Genomic DNA, 19,119 nt, shown 5'->3' with positions numbered 1-19,119 from the left:
CCGTGTGTCACCGCTCACAAACCGACGGTTGACCAGCGGGGATCTGTGCTACCTCTGTTCCTTCACCCCGCCGGAAGGGACCTCGACGATGAGCACCTCCGTAGCGCCGCCGGAAATGGTCGACACCGACCGCTACCCGCTCACCGAACCGGACGGTCCTGCCTGGCGGGAGGTCGTCGGCCGCACCCGCGCGGAACTGGCCGGCGCCGGCTGCAGCGTGCTCGCCGACTTCGTCCGACCCGGACTGCACGAGGTGCTGCGGGCCGAGTGCGCCGCGCTCGAACCGCACGCGTACACCAAGGTCGAACAGGTCAACGCCTACAACACGGCGATCGGTGAACCGCTGCCCGAAGACCACCCGGGCCGGACGGTCATGGAACGCGGCAACGCCTTCGTCGCGCGCGACCGCATCCCCGGGTCGTCGATCATCAGCCGGCTCTACACCAGCCCGGTGTTCCAGCGGTTCGTCGCCGACTGCTTCGGGTTGCCGCAGCTGCACGAGCTCGCCGACCCGTTGTCCGGGCTCACGCTCAACGTCATCGCGCCCGGCCGCGCGCACCCGTGGCACTTCGACACGAACACCCACACCGTCAGCATGCTGACGCAGGCCGCGGCCGAGGGCGGGACCTTCGAGTACTGCCCGGCCATCCGGTCCTCGACGGACGAGAACTTCGCCGGCGTGCGCGCGGTGCTGGCCGGCGACACCCGGCCGGTCCGGCGCCTGGACCTGCGGCCCGGCGATCTCCAGCTCTTCAAAGGACGCTTCGCCCTGCACCGGGTCAGTACCGTGGCGGGCGCGATCGCGCGGCACTCCGCGATCTTCGCCTACAGCGAGCGGCCGGGGGTCATCGGCAGTGCGGAGCGGACCCGGCAGCTGTTCGGCCGGGTCCTGCCCGTCCACCTCGCCGGACGCAGCGTCCGGGGCGACGAACTGCTCGACTAGATCAGGAGCCTGGCCCGTGCCCTTCGACTCGACCGGCAAGATCTCGTTCGACCACATCTACACCGCACCCGACCCGCGGCCGTTCTTCGGCACGCTGAAGCGCGTCGGCTACGGCATTCCCCAGCTGGCCAAGCCGTACTTCACCAAGCTGATCGGCGCGCACCCCGCCGAGCGCCCGACGGTGCTCGACATCGGCTGCTCGTACGGCGTCAACGCGGCCCTGCAGCGCTGCGACGCGACGATGGAGGACCTCTACGCCCACTACACCGATCCGGCCGTGCGCGCGCTGGACCACGCGGCGCTGGTGGACGCCGACCGCCAGCGCGTCCACCCGGGCGGCCCGAAGTTCCACGGCCTGGACAGCTCGGCCCCGGCCCTCGAGTACGCGCTGTCCGCCGGCTTCCTCGACGAGGTGATCCACGCCGACCTGGAGGCCGACGACCCGGACAGCACCCAGCAGAAGCTGCTGGACGACGTCGACCTCGTCGTCTCGACCGGCTGCGTCGGGTACGTCACCGAGAAGACCCTCACCCGGGTCGCGCGCGGTGCGCGGCCGTGGATGGCCCACTTCGTGCTGCGGATGTTCTCCTACGAGCCGATCGCCGAGAGCCTGGCCGGGCTGGGGTACGAGACCGCGAGCGTCGGCGGGGTCTTCCGGCAGCGGCAGTTCGTCTCCGCCGAGGAGCAGACGCAGATCCTGGACACGCTGAACGCGGCCGGCGTCGACCCGGCCGGGCTGGAGTCCGACGGGTGGCTCTACGCGCAGCTGTATGTTTCCCGTCCTGAAGGCGCAGCCGCCCTCGCCGCCGCGCTCGAAACTTCCGAGTGAGAAGGATGACCGTGAGCAGTCCGGAATGGTCCACCCGCACCTTCGGCAACGAGGACCGGCTCCCCCGCGTCCCGCTCCCCACGTTGGAGGCGAGCGGCCGCCGCTTCCTCGAGTGGTGCGCCCCGCTGCTGACGCCGGACGAGCTGGCGGAGACCGAAGCCGCCGTCGCGGAGTTCCTGGCCGGTGCCGGGCCGGAGCTGCAGGCCCGGCTCGAGGAGTACGACCGCTCTCCCGGCGTGCGCAGCTGGCTCGACACCTTCTGGCCGTACCGCTACCTCGGCCGCCGCGACCGGATCGCGCTCAACGCCAACTTCTTCTTCCTGTTCCGGGACTCCCCGCTGGGCCAGGTGGAGCGCGCGGCCGAGCTGACCGCGTCCGCCGTGGACTACAAGCTCAAGCTCGACGAAGAGCTCGTCCCGCCGGTGCTCCTGCGCGGCACCCCGCAGTCGATGGTGCAGCACAAGTTCCTGTTCTCGGCCACGCGCATCCCGGGTGACGTGCTGGACAGCGCGCGCACGCCGTACCGCGAAGGCTGGGAAGGACCGTCGCGGGAGCGGCACATCGTCGTGTTCCACCGCAACACGCCGTTCCGGCTGGAAGTCCTGGCCGAGGACGGCCGCCCGTACTCACCGGCCCAGCTGGCGGAAGGGCTGCGCGCGATCCTCAAGGACGACCACAGCACGGACGTCCCCGCCGGGCACTTCACGACGAAGGCCCGCGCCGAGTGGGCGGCCTCGCGGACGGCGCTGCTCGACGCGGGCAACGCGGCCGCGCTGGAGACCATCGAGACCGCGCTGTTCTGCCTGTGCCTGGACGACTTCAGCCCATCGGACACCCTCGAAGCGTGCGACCGGCTGCTGTACGGCGACAACCGCTGGTACGACAAGGCGGTGTCGCTGATCGTCTTCGAGGACGGCACCGCGGGCATCAACGTCGAGCACTGCGAACTCGACGGCACCACGATCCTCGGTTTCACCGACGCGCTGCTGAGCGGCTCGCGCGCGCCCCGGGAGCCGGCGTCGGGCGTACCGGGCCACGAGCCGGTCGACTTCACGCTGACCGACGCCCTCCGCGAGGACGCCCGCGCGGCCGGCATCGCCTTCCGCGCGTACGCCGACGCGACGGCGACGCAGACGGTGTCGTTCGCCTTCGGCGCCAACCGGGCGAAGGAGCTCGGGATGTCCCCGGACGCGTTCGCGCAGATGGCGTACCAGCTGGCGCACCGCCGGGCGAAGGACCTGACGGGAGCGACGTACGAGTCGATCGCCACCCGCCAGTTCCGGAACGGCCGGACCGAAGCCATGCGGGTCGTCACCCCCGAGGTCGTGCGCTTCGCCGACGTGATGACCGACGAAAACGCCTCCCCCGACGAGAAGCGCGAAGCTCTCCGCACGGCGGCGGCGAAGCACGTCGCCCGCGCAAAGGAGTGCCAGGCCGGGGACGCGCCGGAGCAGCACCTGTGGGAGCTGCAGCTGATCGGCAAACGCCGCGGCGACACCGAAACCCCGGCCCTCTACACCTCGCCGGGCTGGCTGAAGCTGCGTGACGACTACCTGAGCACCAGCTCGGCACCGTCGGTCAACATCCAGTACTTCGGCTTCGGTTCGACGAGCCCGCAGTGCATCGGCGTCGCCTACGTGCTGCTGCCGGACCGCTGGAACATCTACTTGAGCACGCCGAAGCACGTCTCGGCGGAGATGTACCGTTTTGCCGAGGAACTCGCGCAGGCGGTGCGCGAGCTGCAGGACCTACTGGAGCGTGCCTGACAAAGCGTGGATGCGCGCGGTCGGGGACGGCCCTGGCCGCCTGCGGCCGGTGGCTTCGGGTCAGGTCCGCTTGCGGCTCGCGATCTCGTCGGAGAGCTGCTGCACCCGGGCGGGGTCCGCGTCCCGGGCAAGGGCGACGTAATGGTCCATGACGGCCGGCCGGTAGCGCACCGGCAACGTCTGTCCCGGGGCGAGCCGGGTGAGCTCGGTGATCGTGAGGTCTTCGTCCGCGATACCGCGGAACGAGATGCCCTCGGCGGTCTCCACGTCGAAGATCAGGACCACACGTGGATTGCTGTTGACCTCCCGCCAGCCGACGAGAACGCCGAGCGCAAGAGCCCCGGTACGCAGTTCCGCGTTGCGCTTGCCTGCGTCATTGCTCAGGAGCGGATTCGGGGCGACGCCGGGGAAGGCGGGCCCGACGCCGAGCGATTCCCGGCTCAGGTCGGGCCTGAGCTGCGCCATCAGATCGTTCAGACCGCTGCGCTTCTTCTTCCGCCCGAACACCGTGCCCCCTCCCACGCGCCGGTGCCGGAAACCCGGCCTGGCGCTTCGCCCTCAGCGTGATCATACGTCGCGGCCGTTCCCGACCCCCGCCGCTCGCCGGGGTGCGGGCCGAGCAGCGAGACGTCACGGCGTGGTCCTCGCGGAAGACGAACCCGGGGTGCGCGGCCGCCAGCTCCGCCGCGGTCCGGAAAGTCTGCCGCGACCACCGCGCGCCGGGGCGGGATGTCGCCGGCGGGCGTCCGGCGCGGAGCTCTTCGGCGACCGCGGCCGGCTCCGGGCCGGACGGCCGCGGTGTCACGCCGTCGGGTCAGAGACGACGAGCACCAGCGAGCCCTCGAACGCCGGCTGCTCGCGGAGCTTGCCGTAGCGGCGCTCCCAGGTGCCGTCGTCGAGGTCGTGCTGCAGTTCCGCGGCGAAGCGGTGGTGCACGCGGTCGTCGACGAAGCTCCACGCCGAGCACGACAGCCGCGCGCCCGGGTCCAGGAGGCGTTCGGGCCGTGCGTAGTACGCCTCGTTGAAGCCGTCGGTGCAGTCGATCGGGATCGGCACGCCGACGATCGACGTGTGCCCGCCGAGGCCGTCGGCGATGTCGTCGACCGACGGGTAGCGGCGGGCCTCGGTCTCGATCACCTCGGGTGCGTAGTCGAGCAGCCAGAACCGGCGCAGCAGCTCCGGGTCGCAGGTCAGGATGGCGATCGGGCCGCGGGTGACGCGGCGCAGCTCCTTGAGCCCGGCCCACAGGTCGTTCCACTGGTGCACGCTGAACGTGCTCATCGCGCCCTCGAACGCCCGGTCGCCGAACGGCAGCTTCTCGGCGACGGCGTCGACCGCCGGCGGCAGGCCCGCGGGCCGCTGCGCGCGCATCGACGCCGACGGCTCGACCGCGGTCACTTCGCGGTCTTCGGGTTCGTACGCGCCGGCGCCCGCACCGACGTTCAGGACGGTTCGCGCGTCACCCAGTGCGTCGAGGATGTACTGGCCGATCCGGGGATCCGGCTTGCGGTAGTCGGTGTAGACCCCGCCGATGGCGCCGTAGTCGGCGTCCCCGGCGCTCCCGTCCGCACGTCGCTGGCTCATCCCTGAAAAGTAGCAGCGGAGCGGGGGTGCCCGGGCGTTGCTCCGCGGGGTGTAAGCGAGCGTCGGGCATCCGGCGCAGCCGTCAATTTCTGTCGCAAACTTGCGTAAGTTCGTTCAACTATTGCGATTTCTTGTCCAGGATTCGTATGATCCCCGTCACAGAGGTCCCCACCTGCTGCGGAAAGGCCAGTGCTGCCCATGTCTCCCAGCTCTGTGTTCAGTGCGCCCGAATTCCGATTCGGCGCTCTAGCCGCCGCCGTGATCGCCGCGGCGGGGCTCACCATCGCCGCCGGTCCGGCGGCGAGTTCGGCGCCCGCCGCCGCCCGCGGCGCGTCCGTGCCCTTCCTCGAGCAGGAAGCGGAAACGGCCGCGACGAACGGTGCGGTCATCGGCCCCAACCGCGCCGCCGGCACCCTCGCCGGCGAAGCCTCCGGCCGCAAGGCGGTGACGCTGTCCGGCCAGGGCCAGTACGTCGAATTCACCCTCACCGCGCCGGCGAACTCGATCGACTTCCGGTACAGCGTCCCGGATTCCGTCGCCGGCACGATTTCGCTGTACGTCGGCGGTGCCCACAACCGGGACCTCGCGGTGACGTCGAAGTGGGCCTGGTACTACGGCTCGTACCCGTTCACCAACAACCCCGGTGACGGGCACGCGCACCACTTCTACGACGAGACCCGGGCGCTGCTCGGCACGTCCTACCCGGCCGGCACGAAGATCAGGCTGCAGGTGGACGCGGGCGACGCCACCCCGGTCACCGTCGACCTCGCCGACTTCGAGCAGGTCGGCGCGGCCGCCGCGCGGCCCGCGAACTCGGTGTCCGTCACGGACTACGGCGCCACCGCGGGCGACACGAGCGACGACGCGGGCGCGTTCGACGCGGCAGTCGCGGCCGCCCGCAGCCAGGGCAAGGAAGTCTGGATCCCCTCCGGCACCTTCACCCTCGGCCACCACATCACCGTCGACCAGGTGACGATCCGCGGCGCCGGGCCCTGGTACTCGGTGCTGACCGGGCCGCGCGCCGGGATCTTCGGCAAGGGCGAGCCGGCCAGCTGCGGGACGTCGACGTACCCCGGCAACCCGGCCGTGCCCGGCACGAGCAGTGCGGTGAAGCTCTACGACTTCGCGATCATCGGCCAGGTCGACGCCCGCGTCGACTGCGACCAGTCGAACGCCATCGGCGGTGCGCTGGGCGGCGGCTCGGTCGTGCAGAACCTGTGGCTGCAGCACACGAAGGTCGGGCTGTGGCTCGACGGGCCGTTCGACGGGCTCACCGTGGCCGGCAACCGGATCCTCGACCAGACCGCCGACGGGCTGAACCTGCACCAGGGCATCAGCAACGTCACGGTGACGAACAACTTCCTGCGCAACACCGGCGACGACGGCCTGGCCATGTGGTCCGAGCACGACGCCGACCACCACAACACGTTCTCCTCCAACACCGTGCTGCTGCCGATCCTCGCCAACAACATCGCGGTCTACGGCGGGCACGACAACACCGTGTCCGACAACGTGGTGGCCGACAACCAGGACCAGGGTGGCGGCCTGCACATCGCGAACCGGTTCAGCGCGGTGCCGCTTTCGGGCACGACGACGGTCGCGCGCAACACCGCGATCCGCACCGGCGTGCTGGACTCGAACTGGCAGTTCGGCGTGGGCGCGCTGTGGTTCGACGGCCGCGACTCGGCCATCACCGGCCGGATCGACGTCACGAACAACGATTTGCTGGACAACAACTACGAGGCGATCCAGTTCATCGACAGCGCCACCACGGACGTGCACTTCGACGGCGTCCGGATCAGCGGCGCCGGCACGTTCGCCTGGCAGATCCAGGCCAAGCCGTCGGGGTCGGTGAAGAACGTGGTCGCGACCGGCGTCGGCCGCGCGGGCGTCTACAACTGCATGGGGCCCGACGCGATGAGCGGCCTGGCCGACCAGGGCGGCAACTCGGGCTGGAGCACGACTTACTGCGGCTCGTGGCCGACGCCGGTGTACGGCTCGGACAACGGCGGCACGACGACGACTCCGCCGACCACCACCCCGACCACCACGCCGACCCAGCCGGGCGGGAACCTGGCGCTGCACAAGGCGATCAGCGCGTCCGGCTCGCAGGGCGGCTTCCCGCCGGGCAACGCGGTCGACGGCGACGCGAACTCCTACTGGGAGAGCACGAACAACGCGTTCCCGCAGTCGCTGACCGTCGACTTCGGCAGCACCGTCACCGTCTCCCGGCTGGTCCTGAAGCTGCCGCCGTCGTCGGCATGGGGGACCCGCACGCAGACGATCTCGGTCGACGGCGTCAAGGCCGCCGCCGGCTACACGTTCAACCCCGCGTCCGGCAACACCGCGACCGTGACCTTCCCCGCGACGTCGGCGCGCACCCTGCGGCTCACCTTCACCGGCAACACCGGCTGGCCCGCCGGCCAGCTGTCCGAGCTCGAAGCCTATTCGTCCTGAGAGGTGCTGACGATGTCCCGCATTCCGGCTCTCCTCGCCGCCGCGCTCGCCGCGTCCGGCCTGACCGTGCTGGCCGGCGCCACCCCGGCCGCCGCGGCCACCTGCCCCACCACGGCGTCCGGCGGCGCGAGCGTGCCGTTCCGGACCGTCGAAGCCGAGTGTTCGGCGACGAACGGCTCGGCCGTCGGCCCGGACCACACCCAGGCTTCGATCGCCTCGGAAGCGTCCGGACGCCAGGCCGTGCGGATCACGACCGGCCAGTACGTCGAGTTCACCCTGCCCGCGGGGGCGAACTCGATCAACGTCCACTACAACCTGCCCGACGGCTCGTCCGGGCGCCTCACGGTGTCCGTCAACGGGACCAGGCTCGCCCTGCCCGTGACCTCCCGCTATTCCTATGTGGACACCAGCTGGATCCCGGGCGCGAAGACGCACCACTTCTTTGACGACGCGCGCCTGCTGTTGGGCCAGAACCTGGCGGCGGGTGCGAAGGTGCGCGTGCAGGCCGACTCGGGTGACGTCGGCCAGGCGACCCTCGACCTCGCTGACTTCGAGCAGGTCGGCGGCGCGGGCGCGAAACCGGCGAACGCGCTGTCGGTCACCGACTACGGCGCCACGGCGAACGACTCGTCGGACGACTCGCAGGCGTTCCGCAACGCGCTCTCGGCCGCACGCTCCCAGGGGCGTGAGGTGTGGGTGCCCCCAGGCCGGTTCGAGATCGGCTCGGCGCTGCAGATCGACCAGACGACCGTCCGCGGCGCGGGCCAGTGGTACACCGTGCTGCACGGCAACAACATCTTCAACAACGGCAGCGCGTCCGGGAACATCAAGCTGTACGACTTCGCGGTGTTCGGCGACGTGACCGAACGCAACGACGGCAGCCCGGACAACGCGTTCCACGGCGTCCTCGGCAACGGTTCGGTCGTCAGCGGCCTCTGGATCCAGGACACGAAATGCGGGCTGTGGCTGATGAACGGCGCCTCGTCGAACCTCACCATCGAGAACAACCGCATCCTCGACACCCAGGCCGACGGCGTCAACTTCGACGGCGCCGTCACGAACTCGACGCTGCGCAACAACTACCTGCGCAACAACGGCGACGACGGGCTCGCGCTGTGGTCCAACGGCCAGGCCGACTCGGGCAACTCGCTGCTCGACAACACGGTGGTGCAGCCGAACCTGGCCAACGGCATCGCGCTGTACGGCGGCTCGAACAACACGGTGAGCGGCAACCTCGTCCAGGACACCAACGCCCTCGGCGGCGGCTACCTGGTGGCGAACCGGTTCAGTTCGGTGCCGCTGTCCGGCACCGTGACGCTGTCGAACAACACCGCGCTGCGGGCCGGGGCGCTCGACCCGAACTGGCAGTTCGGCGTCGGCGCGCTCTGGTTCGACGCCCGCGACCAGGCGATCACCGGCGTGACCATCCGCGTCACCGGGTTCACCGCGATCCAGAGCCCGTACGAGGCCATCCAGTTCATCGACGGCAACGGCGCGGGCAAGCCGATCCAGGGCATCACCATCGACGGCGTCACCGTGCAGGGCGTGGGCACGTTCGTGGCGCAGTCCCAGACGCAGGGGTCGGTGACGATCAGCAACCTGACGGCGTCCGGCGTCGGCGTCACCGGGACGTACAACTGCCCCTACCCGGCCTCGATCCCGAAGATGACGTTCAGCGGGTCGGGCAACAGCGGCTGGACCGGCACCTGGGGCGACTGCTCGACCTGGCCCGCGCCGAACTCGGGCCCGCCGCAGCCGCCGCAGCCCGGCACCAACCTCGCCCGGGGCAAAGCGATCAGCGCGTCCGGGTCCCAGGGCGGCTTCCCGCCGTCGAACGCGAACGACGGGGACGCGAACTCGTACTGGGAAAGCGCGAACAACGCCTTCCCGCAGACGCTGACGGTGGACCTGGGCGCGGCGGCGTCGATCAACAAGGTGACGCTGAAACTGCCGCCGTCGTCCGCATGGGGTGCCCGCACCCAGACGGTGACGATCTCCGGCAGCACCGACGGCGGCTCGTACACGACGCTGGCCGGCTCGCGCGGCTACACGTTCGACCCGGCGTCCGGCAACACGGCGTCGGTGTCGTTCACCGCGACGTCCCAGCGGTTCGTGCGGCTGACGTTCACCGGCAACACCGGCTGGCCCGCCGGCCAGGTCTCCGAATTCGAGGTGGCCGCGGCCTGATGTGACGAAACCGCACGGCGGCTCGACGGTTCCGCACGGGAACCTTCGGGCCGCCGTGTGCTGCATTAGTCTCGCCGGAGAGATCATCCCGGGGAGGGCCAGTGCCGCGTCTGCTGCTCGTCGAGGACGACGAACCGCTGGCCGAAGCACTTTCGCTGGCGTTGAGCGCCCTGGGCCACGACGTCGTCCACGCCCCCACCGGCGAGCACGCGCTGACCGCGCTGGGCGACGCCGAGTTCGTCCTCCTCGACGTCATGCTGCCCGGCATCGACGGCTTCGAGGTCTGCCGCCGCATCCGGGCCCGCAGCCGCCTGCCGATCGTGCTGCTGACCGCGCGCGGCGACCCGATCGACGTCGTCGCCGGGCTCGAGTGCGGCGCCGACGACTGCGTGGTCAAGCCGGCCGAACCGCGCGTGCTCGACGCGCGGATCAAGGCGATCGGCCGCCGCGCGCAGCCCGCCGTGCCCGGAGCCGGCCTGCTGCGCGCGGGCGAACTGGAGATCGACGCCGCCGCGATGAGCGTCACCCGCGGCGGCGAGGAACTCGCGCTCACCGCCACCGAGATCCGGCTGCTCGTCGAGTTCGCCGAGCACCCGAACCAGGTGCTGAGCCGGCAGGTGCTGCTCAAGCGCGTCTGGGACTACGGCTACGTCGGGGACTCCCGGATCGTCGACGCGGCGGTCGCGCGGCTGCGCGCGAAGGTCGAGGACGACCCGGCGAACCCGGTGCTGCTGCGGACGGTCCGCGGCCTCGGCTACCGGCTCGTGACGAAGTGAGGCTCCCGGCCGTCAGCCTGCGGACGCGGATCGTGGCGGCGATCGTCGGGGTGACCACGACCGCGACGGCGATCATGGCGTACTCCGCCTACCAGGTGCAGGCGAACGAGGCCGTGGGCCGGTTCGCCTGGTCGGCGGTGCGGAACACCGCGGCCGACCGGAAGGTGCTCCTCGAGTTCACGCAGCCGGGTCCCGTGGGGTGGCTCGGCGAGGCCCCGGCCGGCTCGGCGCCGACCCGGACTGGGCGCTGGTGTTCGACCGGCCCGGCGGTGCCGTCGAAATCGGGCAGGCCGCCGCCGGGTACGAAGGGCTGATCCCGGTGGCGGACAAGGTCGCGATGGTGCAGGACGCGCGGGCCGCGCTGTTCCCGGGCCGGCAGGGCGCCGACCAGCTCACCACCACCTACACGACGGTGCCGGGCACCGGGCGGAAGGTGTTCGTGGTCAACGCGAACCTGCCCAAGGAGGGCTACCACCTCGTCGAGTTCTTCGACTTCAGCCGGTTCGACGACGACCTGACCGCGCTGCGCTGGAAGCTCGTCCGCATCGCCGCCGGGGTGAGCGTGCTCGGTGCTGGCGTCGCGTTCCTCATCGGACGGCGGATCCGCCGTCCGATCCAGGCCCTGTCCGCGGCCGCCGACGAACTCGGCGCGGGCGCGCTGGACACCCGGGTGCCGGTCACGGGTCGGGACGAGGTGGCCGCGCTTGCCGCGTCGTTCAACGCGATGGCCGCGCGGCTCGGCGAGTCCATCGACGAGCTGCACGCGAAGGACCGCCAGCAGCGGCGGTTCGTCGCCGACGTCGCCCACGACCTGCGGACGCCGCTCGCGTCGATGCTCGCCACCGTCGACAGCCTCGACCACGCCGAGCCCGCCACCCGCACCCGCGCCGCCGAAATCCTCGGCACCCAGACCCGGCGGCTGGCAAAGCTCGTCGAAGACCTCCTCGAGATCGCCCGGTTCGACGCCGGGAAGGCCGACCTGCGGGTGGCGCCGGTCGACCTCGCCGACCTGGTCGCCGACACCGCCGAGGTCACCGGCGTCGAGGCCGCCGTGACGGCGAGCGGGAACGTCACGGTCGTCGCCGATGCGCGGCGGGTGCACACCGTGGTGGCGAACCTGCTGAGCAACGCCGTCCGGCACGGCGGCCCGCCGGTCACGGTCACCCTCGACGGCACCGGCGACGACGTCGTCCTGCGCGTCGCCGACACCGGCCCGGGTGTCCCGGAGGAGCTGCTGCCGATCCTGTTCGACCGGTTCACCCGCGGTGACCACGCGCGTCAGGCGACCGAGGGCAGCGGACTGGGCCTGGCGATCGCGCGGGAGAACGTGCTGGCGCACGGCGGCTCGCTCACGGTGCACAACGATTGCGGGGCCGTGTTCACCGTGCGGCTCCCCCAGGGTGCCGGAAACACCTGACCGGCGGTCAGCTCACGCGGGTGCAGCGCGTCGAAGTACGGCAGCGGCAGGTAGGCCAGCAGCGCGGCGGCGGCGAGCAGCGGGAGCGGGCGCAGTGCCGGGCTCAGCCACAGCACCACGGCGAAGTTCACGACGAGCAGGAATCCCCAGCGCGCCCAGTCCCAGCCGGCGAAGGCCAGCAACGCGGGCGCCGCGACCGCCACGACGGCGAGCGCGTCGAGGCGTTGCAGGACGGCTCCGGACACAACCACGACGAGGATCGGCGTCACGCACAGCAGGACCTCGGTGATCGAATACAGCTGCCAGCTCTGGCTCTGGGTGCGTTCGAACAGGGCCAGCGCGTCGGCTCGCGGGGTGAAGTCCGCGGTCGCCAGCGCGGTGGTGAGCCGCGCGACCGCGCCCGGGCTGGAGGCCGGGAGCGTGAGCACGGCGAGTTCCGCCACGATCGGCGTCACGAGCGATAGCGCCGTGCTCCGCACCGGGAATCGCCGCAGCAGCACGACGGCGAAGACGGGGAGGACGGTGAGCGCCGCGATCTCGTGGGTGAAGACCGCGGCCGTCAGCAGCCCGGAGGCCACCGCGGGCCGGCGCGGCAGCTGCCCCAGCGCGACGAACAGCAGCAGGTACAGGACCTGATCGAAGTAGCCGACCTCGTGGAAGAGAAAACCCCCGGACGGCAGCAGCAGCCAGCCGGCGACCAGCAGCTTCCGGCCCGGGTGCCGGGCGCGGGCGAATGCGACGGCCACCACCCCGAGCAGCGCGGCGAGGACGGCGAACGCGGCCGCCGCGAAGACCCAGTACGCGTGGCCGGTCGCGACGGCGAGCGGGTGGAGCAGGGTGCCGACGAGGAACCGGCGGTGGAAGCCGTCGGTCAGCGAGACCGCTTCCAGCGTCACGGCCCAGTCGCCCGGCAGCCGGAACCCGCGGTAAGCCGCCAGGAGGAGGGCGAGGGCGAAGAGCGCGTTGAGCCCGCGGGACGTGGTCGTGCGGTCGAGGGTGCTGGTCACGACGGCCAAGCCAGGAACGGGATGTGCGGGTGCCGTGACGGTTGTCCACCGGTTCCGCGCCGGTTCCGCACGTCGAGCTTTTGCGCTCGGTTGCTGTAAAGTTTCAGCCATGACGCGTCGTCTTGCCGAAGTCGCCCGCCAGGTCGGGGTCAGCGAAGCCACGGTCAGCCGGGTGCTCAACGGCCGGTCCGGGGTGTCCGCCAGCACCCGCGCCGCCGTGCTCACCGCGCTGGACGTGATGGGGTACGAGCGGCCCACCCAGCTGCGGGGCGAGCGCGCCCGGCTGGTCGGGCTGGTGCTGCCGGAGCTGCAGAACCCGATCTTCCCGGCGCTGGCCGAGATCATGGGCAACGCCCTCGCCCAGCAGGGTTTCACGCCGGTGCTGTGCACGCGGACGGCGGGCGGGGTGTCCGAAGCGGAGTACGTCGAGCTGCTCCTGCAGCAGCAGGTGTCGGGCGTGGTGTTCGCCGGCGGGCTGTACGCGCAGGCGGACGCGGTCCATTCGCACTACCACCACCTGGTCGAGCGCCGCCTGCCGACGGTGCTGATCAACGCGGCGGTCGACCACCTCGGGCTGCCTCAGGTGTCGTGCGACGACGCGGTGGCGGTCGAGCAGGTCGTCGGGCACCTGAGCTCGCTGGGGCACGAGAAGATCGGGTTGGTGCTGGGCCCGTCGGACCACGTCCCGTCGCAGCGCAAGCTCGAGGCGTTCCGGTCGTACGCGGCGAAGCTGGGGCTGCCGGTGCTGGACGAGCTGGTCGAGCACGGGATGTTTTCGATCGAGGGCGGTCACGCGGCGGCGGCCCGCCTGTACCCGCGCGGGGCGACGGCGGTGCTGTGCGCGAGCGACCTCCTGGCCTTGGGCGCGGTCCGGGCGGCCCGGCGGCAGGGGCTGTCGGTGCCGGAGGACATTTCGGTGGTCGGCTACGACGACTCGGCCCTGATGAACTGCACCGACCCGCCCCTGACGACCACCCGCCAGCCGATCGAGGCGATGGGGCGGGCGGTGGTGGAACTGCTGGTCAAGCGCATCAACGGCGGCGAGGTGGCGGCGGAGGAGCTGCTGTTCGCGCCGGAACTGGTGGTGCGGGGGTCCACGGCCCGCCGCATCGCCTGACCCCGGCGTCCGAGAGGCGCGACGGCTTGCGAGCCGTCGCGCTTTTTCGTGCGCGCCGCCGGGAGGTACGTCGGTGGAACCCCCACCCCGAAGCCTGACTGTGGTCGCGGACGACGGGCCCCTGCGCGTCTGTTCGTAACTTGCAGATTCTCGTCGGCTTATTGCGCCGATCCGGTTTGCCACTTTAGAGTGACCGCAATCACGTGACAGCCGTCGCCACTCCGAGAAGAGGCTCGAGATGAGCAGTCCCTGGTCCAGAACCGCCGCCCGACGGATGTTGTGCCTGCTTGCCGCCGGCAGCCTGGCCGTCACCGCAGCCGCCTGCGGGGACGGCGACACCGCCGCCCAGACCGGCGGCAAGGTCAAGATCACCGTCACCGGGCAGCCGCCGACCAGTCAGCCGTTCGAGCGCAGCGTCTTCGACGCCGACGTCAAGGAGTTCGAGGCGGCCCACCCGAACATCGACATCGAGCCGCACGAAGGCTTCATGGATCCGAAGACCTTCTCCGCGAAGCTCGCCGGTGGGCAGCTCGAAGACGTCTACTACGTCTACTTCACCGATCCCGCGCAGATCATCGCCCGGCACCAGGCCGCCGACATCACGGAAGCCGCGAAGAGCGTTCCGCACATCAACGACATCAAGCCGGAACTGCTGGACAACTTCCGGGACGCGAACGGCAAGCTCTACGGCCTGCCCACCATGAACTACACCATGGGGCTGCTCTACAGCCGCCCGCTGTTCCAGAAGGCCGGGCTCGACCCCGACAAGCCGCCGCAGACCTGGGACGAAGTGCGTGAGGCCGCGAAGAAGATTTCCGCCCTCGGGAACGGCGTCGTCGGGTACGCCGACTACAGCAAGAACAACCAGGGTGGCTGGCACCTCACCGGCTGGCTCTACTCGATGGGTGGCGACATCGCCCGCAAGGACGGCGACAAGTGGGTCGCCGGCTTCGCCAACGAGAAGGGCAAGCAAGCCCTCCAGTACCTGCACGACATGCGCTGGACCGACAACTCCATGGGCGCCAAGCAGCTCCTCGAAGCCCAGGACGTGCAGCGGATGATGGGCGCCGGCCAGCTCGGCATGTACATGGCCGCCCCGGACAACGTGCCCGTGCTCGTCAAGCAGTTCAACGGCAAGTACGAGGACTACGGCATCGCCGGCATGCCCGGCGGCCAGGGCACCCTGCTCGGCGGCGAAGGCTACATGGTCAACCCGAAGGCGTCGCCGGAGAAGATCAAGGCCGGCCTCGAGTGGATCCAGTGGAAGTACCTCAACCCGGACCGCTTCGAGAAGCACATCCAGCAGTACGTCGACGGCAAGCAGCCGGTCGGGCTGCCCGCCGAGCCGACCCCGGACGTCTGGACCGGCGCCGTCCGCGAACAGCAGCTGACCCTCAAGGCCAAGTACGCCAACGTGCCCGCGAAGAACTTCCAGTCCTATGTGGACACGACCAGCAAGATCAAGGGCAGCATCGAGCCGCCGAACGCGCAGCAGATCTACGCCGCGCTCGACAGCGTGATGCAGGCCGTGCTGACCGACCAGAACGCCAACCTCGACCAGCAGCTGTCGTCGGCGTCGTCGAAGGTCAACAGTGTCCTCGCCCAGGTCAAGTAGCCTGCTCGCCTGGCCCGCGGCGAAACCGTCGCGGGCCGGGCGCCCGGCCGCAACGCCGGCGAACCGGGCGAGGTTCCGCCGCAAGCTCAAGGAAAACGTCACCGCGTACGGCCTGCTCTGCGCCGCGCTCGTCGTCTTCGCCCTGTTCTCCTGGTACCCGATCGTGCGCGGGGTGCTGCTGAGCTTCCAGCAGGTCGACTTCGTCAACGCACCGGCGTGGGTCGGCTTCGGCAACTTCGCGAAACTGTTCGACGACCCGCTCTTCGGCGTCGCCTGGCGCAACACGCTGCTGTTCACCGGGCTCGCGCTCGTCTTCGGTTTCGCCGTCCCGTTCCTCACCGCGGTGCTGCTGAACGAACTCCGCCACGCCAAGGCGTTCTTCCGGCTCGCCGTCTACCTGCCGGTGATGCTGCCGCCCGTGGTCACCGCGCTGATGTGGAAGTGGTTCTACGACCCCGGCCCCGGCCTGTTCAACTCGGCGCTCGGCGCGGTCGGCCTGCCCGGCGGCCAGTGGCTGGATTCGAGCACCACGGCGATGCTGTCCCTGGTCTTCGTCTCGACGTGGGCCAACATGGGCAGCACCACGCTCATCTACCTCGCCGCCCTCGGCACCATCCCCGGCGAGCTCTACGAAGCCGCGGAGCTCGACGGCGCCGGGACGTGGAAACGCCTGCGGCACGTCACCTTCCCGCAGACCCGGTTCGTCCTGCTGGTGCTGCTCCTGCTGCAGGTCGTCGCGACCATGCAGGTGTTCACCGAACCGTACGTGATGACCGGCGGCGGCCCGGACGACTCCACGGTGACCGTGCTCCTGCTGCTCTACCGCTACGCCTTCGTCTACAACGACTTCGGCGCGGCGAGCGCGATGAGCCTGCTGCTGTTCGTGGCGCTCGGCGTGTTCTCGGCGTGGTACGTCCGGCTGACGCGGAAGGCGGACCAGTCATGAGGACCCTCGTCTCGCCCGGCGCGCTGCGCAGCCCGCGCGGCAAGCTCGTCTACGGCGTCGTCTTCGCCGGCACGCTCGCCGTCTTCGTCCTCGCCTTCATGTTCCCGCTCTACTGGGTCGTGACGGGCGCGATGAAGTCGCCGCAGGAACTGGCGCAGACGCCGGCGACGCTCGTCCCGCACGAGTGGCACCCGGAAACCTTCGCCGACGCCTGGGACCAGCTCAGCCTGGGCAAGTACTTCCTCAACACGCTGATCGTGGCCGGCGGCGCGTGGCTGGCGCAGCTGGCCATCGACGTCCCGGCCGCGTTCGCGCTGTCGAAGCTGCGGCCGAAGTTCGGCAACGTCGTGCTCGGGCTGATGCTGGCCACGCTGATGCTGCCCGCGACGGCGCTGCTGGTCCCGACGTACGTGACGGTGACCGACCTGCCGCTGCTGCACCTCAACCTGATCAACTCGCCGGCCGCGGTCTGGCTGCCGGCGGCGGCGAACGCGTTCAACATCTACCTGCTGAAGCGGTTCTTCGACCAGATCCCCGACGAGCTCGTCGAAGCGGCGCGCCTCGACGGCGCCGGGCCGGTGCGCACCCTGTGGAAGATCATCCTGCCGATCTCGCGGCCGATCCTGGCCGTGGTGTCGATCCTCGCGGTGGTCACCGCGTGGAAGGACTTCATCTGGCCGCTGCTGGTGTTCCCGGACACCGAAAAGCAGACGCTCTCGGTGATGCTGCAGCGGGTGGCGATCGACATGCCGCTCAACGTGCTCGTCGCCGGGATGGTGCTGGCCAGCCTGCCGATGGTGGCGCTGTTCCTGGTGTTCCAGCGGCAGATTCTCGCCGGCCTGACCGCCGGCGGGCTCAAGGGCTGAGCCTCGACTACTAGGAGGGCACTTTCGTGACCGACAAGACCGGCTGGTGGCGGAGCGCGGCGATCTACCAGGTGTACATCCGCAGCTTCGCGGACGGCAACGGCGACGGCGTGGGCGACCTCGCCGGCGTCCGCGCCCGGCTGGACCACCTGGCCGACCTGGGGATCGACGCGATCTGGTTCACCCCGTGGTACCCGTCCCCGATGGACGACGGCGGCTACGACGTCGCCGACTTCCGCGACATCGAGCCGCTGTTCGGCACCCTCGCCGAGGCGGAGGCGCTGATCGCCGAGGCCCACGCGCGCGAGATCCGGGTGATCATCGACATCGTGCCCAACCACTGCTCCGACGAGCACCGCTGGTTCCAGGCCGCCCTCGAAGCGGGCCCGGGATCACCGGAGCGGCAGCGGTTCTGGTTCCGGCCCGGCCGCGGCCCGGACGGCAGCGAGCCGCCGAACAACTGGAAGTCCCGCTTCGGCGGGTCCGCCTGGACACGCGTCCCGGACGGCGAGTGGTACCTGCACCTCTACAGCTCCCGCCAGCCCGACTTCAACTGGGACAACCCGGAGATCCGCACCGAGTTCGAGGACGTGCTGCGCTTCTGGTTCGACCGCGGGGTCGACGGCTTCCGCATCGACGTCGCCGACGGCCTGGTCAAGGACCCGCACCTGCCCGACGTCGACGACGGCGACGAGACGCCGTTCTCCGACCAGGAAGGGCTGCACGAGATCTACCGGTCGTGGCGCAAGATCGCCGACAGCTACGGCGGCGAGCGCGTGCTGGTCGGCGAGATGTGGCTGGCGGACGCCTCGCGCGCGGCGCGCTACCTGCGCCGCGACGAGCTGCACTCGGCGTTCAACTTCGACTTCCTGGTCTGCCCGTGGGATTCCGCGCGCTTCCGGGACGTCATCACGCGGACCCTGCGCGCGCACGACGAGGTCGGCGCCCCGGCGGCGTGGGTGCTGTCGAACCACGACGTCACCCGGCACGTCACGCGCTACGGACGGCAGGAGGACACCGGCTTCAGCTTCGCGAACCGGCTGCACGAGCTGCCGGTCGACCGGGAGCTGGGCACCCGGCGGGCGCGGGCGGCGGCGCTGCTGACGCTGGCCCTGCCCGGCGGGCTGTACGTCTACCAGGGCGAGGAGCTGGGGCTGTGGGAAGTCCTGGACATCCCGGACGAGCTGCGGCAGGACCCGGTGTGGGCGCGCACGAACGGCACCGACCCCGGCCGCGACGGCTGCCGCGTGCCGATCCCGTGGTCCGGCGACGAGCCGCCGTTCGGGTTCGGCTCCGGCGGGGCCTGGCTGCCGCAGCCCGCCGAGTGGAAGGCGTACACGGCGGAAGCCGAGGCGGCGGATCCGGCGTCGATGCTGTCGCTGTACCGGGAGGGCCTGCGGCTGCGCCGGACGCTGCCCGCCGGCGAGCTCGAATGGCTGTCGCCCGGTGACGGCGTGCTGGCGTTCCGGACCGGCCCCGGGTTCACCTTCGCTCTGAACTTCTCGGCCACGCCGGTCCCGCTCCCGCCCGGCGAACTCCTGCTGGCCAGCGGGCCGGTCGACGGCGAGCTGCCGACCGACACGGCGGTGTGGCTGCGCTCCTGAAGAGC

General features: G+C 70.8%; 15 protein-coding genes. 13 read left to right on the top strand and 2 right to left on the bottom strand.

Going from position 1 to position 19,119, the window contains the following annotated elements; all coding sequences use genetic code 11:
* Nucleotides 1–88: 88 nt before the first annotated feature.
* The 3 genes from C2L59_RS25965 to C2L59_RS25955 are packed head-to-tail and all read left to right on the top strand — an operon-like array spanning nucleotide 89 to nucleotide 3,538.
* The gene (locus C2L59_RS25965) at nucleotides 89–943 is read left to right on the top strand and encodes an arpA protein (protein ID WP_103352117.1); all 855 of its coding nucleotides are present in this window, start codon (nucleotides 89–91) and stop codon (nucleotides 941–943) included.
* 16 nt (nucleotides 944–959) lie between these two features.
* Nucleotides 960–1,772 (top strand): class I SAM-dependent methyltransferase, encoded by an 813-nt coding sequence (locus C2L59_RS25960; protein ID WP_103352116.1) that lies wholly within the window; start codon nucleotides 960–962, stop codon nucleotides 1,770–1,772.
* Between the two features lie 5 nt (nucleotides 1,773–1,777).
* On the top strand, nucleotides 1,778–3,538 hold the full coding sequence (locus C2L59_RS25955) for a choline/carnitine O-acyltransferase (protein ID WP_199199252.1): 1,761 nt from the start codon (nucleotides 1,778–1,780) through the stop codon (nucleotides 3,536–3,538).
* Nucleotides 3,539–3,598: 60 nt separating this feature from the next.
* Here C2L59_RS25955 and C2L59_RS25950 read toward each other — a convergent pair whose 3' ends face one another.
* Nucleotides 3,599–4,045 (bottom strand): hypothetical protein, encoded by a 447-nt coding sequence (locus C2L59_RS25950; protein ID WP_103352114.1) that lies wholly within the window; start codon nucleotides 4,043–4,045, stop codon nucleotides 3,599–3,601.
* 294 nt (nucleotides 4,046–4,339) lie between these two features.
* Complete coding sequence (locus C2L59_RS25945; RefSeq protein WP_103352113.1) at nucleotides 4,340–5,122, bottom strand: class I SAM-dependent methyltransferase; 783 nt, start codon at nucleotides 5,120–5,122, stop codon at nucleotides 4,340–4,342.
* 198 nt (nucleotides 5,123–5,320) lie between these two features.
* Here C2L59_RS25945 and C2L59_RS25940 point away from each other — a divergent pair, with 198 nt between their 5' ends.
* The 10 genes from C2L59_RS25940 to C2L59_RS25895 all read left to right on the top strand — a co-directional run bounded on the left by C2L59_RS25940 (nucleotide 5,321) and on the right by C2L59_RS25895 (nucleotide 19,114).
* The gene (locus C2L59_RS25940) at nucleotides 5,321–7,579 is read left to right on the top strand and encodes a discoidin domain-containing protein (RefSeq protein ID WP_103352131.1); all 2,259 of its coding nucleotides are present in this window, start codon (nucleotides 5,321–5,323) and stop codon (nucleotides 7,577–7,579) included.
* 12 nt (nucleotides 7,580–7,591) lie between these two features.
* Nucleotides 7,592–9,766, top strand: a complete 2,175-nt coding sequence (locus C2L59_RS25935) for a discoidin domain-containing protein (protein ID WP_199199251.1) — start codon at nucleotides 7,592–7,594, stop codon at nucleotides 9,764–9,766.
* Nucleotides 9,767–9,867: 101 nt separating this feature from the next.
* A complete protein-coding gene (locus C2L59_RS25930; protein ID WP_103352112.1) occupies nucleotides 9,868–10,542 on the top strand; it encodes a response regulator transcription factor in 675 nt (224 codons plus the stop codon).
* Complete coding sequence (locus tag C2L59_RS49220; protein WP_233223674.1) at nucleotides 10,539–10,856, top strand: hypothetical protein; 318 nt, start codon at nucleotides 10,539–10,541, stop codon at nucleotides 10,854–10,856. Before C2L59_RS25930 ends, C2L59_RS49220 begins: the two co-directional genes overlap by 4 nt.
* A complete protein-coding gene (locus C2L59_RS25925; protein ID WP_370444774.1) occupies nucleotides 10,742–11,959 on the top strand; it encodes a sensor histidine kinase in 1,218 nt (405 codons plus the stop codon). Before C2L59_RS49220 ends, C2L59_RS25925 begins: the two co-directional genes overlap by 115 nt.
* A 1,116-nt stretch (nucleotides 11,960–13,075) precedes the next feature.
* On the top strand, nucleotides 13,076–14,083 hold the full coding sequence (locus tag C2L59_RS25915; protein WP_103352111.1) for a LacI family DNA-binding transcriptional regulator: 1,008 nt from the start codon (nucleotides 13,076–13,078) through the stop codon (nucleotides 14,081–14,083).
* A 238-nt stretch (nucleotides 14,084–14,321) separates the two neighbouring features.
* On the top strand, nucleotides 14,322–15,698 hold the full coding sequence (locus C2L59_RS25910; protein ID WP_103352110.1) for an ABC transporter substrate-binding protein: 1,377 nt from the start codon (nucleotides 14,322–14,324) through the stop codon (nucleotides 15,696–15,698).
* Nucleotides 15,676–16,644, top strand: a complete 969-nt coding sequence (locus C2L59_RS25905; protein ID WP_103352109.1) for a carbohydrate ABC transporter permease — start codon at nucleotides 15,676–15,678, stop codon at nucleotides 16,642–16,644. The genes C2L59_RS25910 and C2L59_RS25905 overlap by 23 nt, the downstream gene beginning before the upstream one ends.
* A complete protein-coding gene (locus C2L59_RS25900) occupies nucleotides 16,641–17,510 on the top strand; it encodes a carbohydrate ABC transporter permease (protein WP_103352108.1) in 870 nt (289 codons plus the stop codon). The genes C2L59_RS25905 and C2L59_RS25900 overlap by 4 nt, the downstream gene beginning before the upstream one ends.
* A gap of 26 nt (nucleotides 17,511–17,536) precedes the next feature.
* The gene (locus C2L59_RS25895) at nucleotides 17,537–19,114 is read left to right on the top strand and encodes a glycoside hydrolase family 13 protein (protein ID WP_103352107.1); all 1,578 of its coding nucleotides are present in this window, start codon (nucleotides 17,537–17,539) and stop codon (nucleotides 19,112–19,114) included.
* The last annotated feature ends 5 nt before the right edge of the window (nucleotides 19,115–19,119 follow it).

Origin of the sequence: Amycolatopsis sp. CA-128772 (genome assembly GCF_002904295.1) — a bacterium.
Lineage (GTDB): Bacteria > Actinomycetota > Actinomycetes > Mycobacteriales > Pseudonocardiaceae > Amycolatopsis.
Note: the sequence above shows the minus strand (reverse complement) of the source record. Positions and strands in the feature narration are given on the sequence as shown.

Bases quoted from the DNA above. Each gene is read 5' to 3' on its own strand.
- C2L59_RS25935 (WP_199199251.1), top strand. From the start codon at position 7,592: ATGTCCCGCATTCCGGCTCTCCTCGCCGCCGCGCTCGCCGCGTCCGGC.
- C2L59_RS25940 (WP_103352131.1), top strand. From the start codon at position 5,321: ATGTCTCCCAGCTCTGTGTTCAGTGCGCCCGAATTCCGATTCGGCGCT.
- C2L59_RS25965 (WP_103352117.1), top strand. From the start codon at position 89: ATGAGCACCTCCGTAGCGCCGCCGGAAATGGTCGACACCGACCGCTAC.
- C2L59_RS25910 (WP_103352110.1), top strand. From the start codon at position 14,322: ATGAGCAGTCCCTGGTCCAGAACCGCCGCCCGACGGATGTTGTGCCTG.
- C2L59_RS25915 (WP_103352111.1), top strand. From the start codon at position 13,076: ATGACGCGTCGTCTTGCCGAAGTCGCCCGCCAGGTCGGGGTCAGCGAA.
- C2L59_RS25955 (WP_199199252.1), top strand. From the start codon at position 1,778: ATGACCGTGAGCAGTCCGGAATGGTCCACCCGCACCTTCGGCAACGAG.
- C2L59_RS25900 (WP_103352108.1), top strand. From the start codon at position 16,641: ATGAGGACCCTCGTCTCGCCCGGCGCGCTGCGCAGCCCGCGCGGCAAG.
- C2L59_RS25945 (WP_103352113.1), bottom strand. From the start codon at position 5,122: ATGAGCCAGCGACGTGCGGACGGGAGCGCCGGGGACGCCGACTACGGC.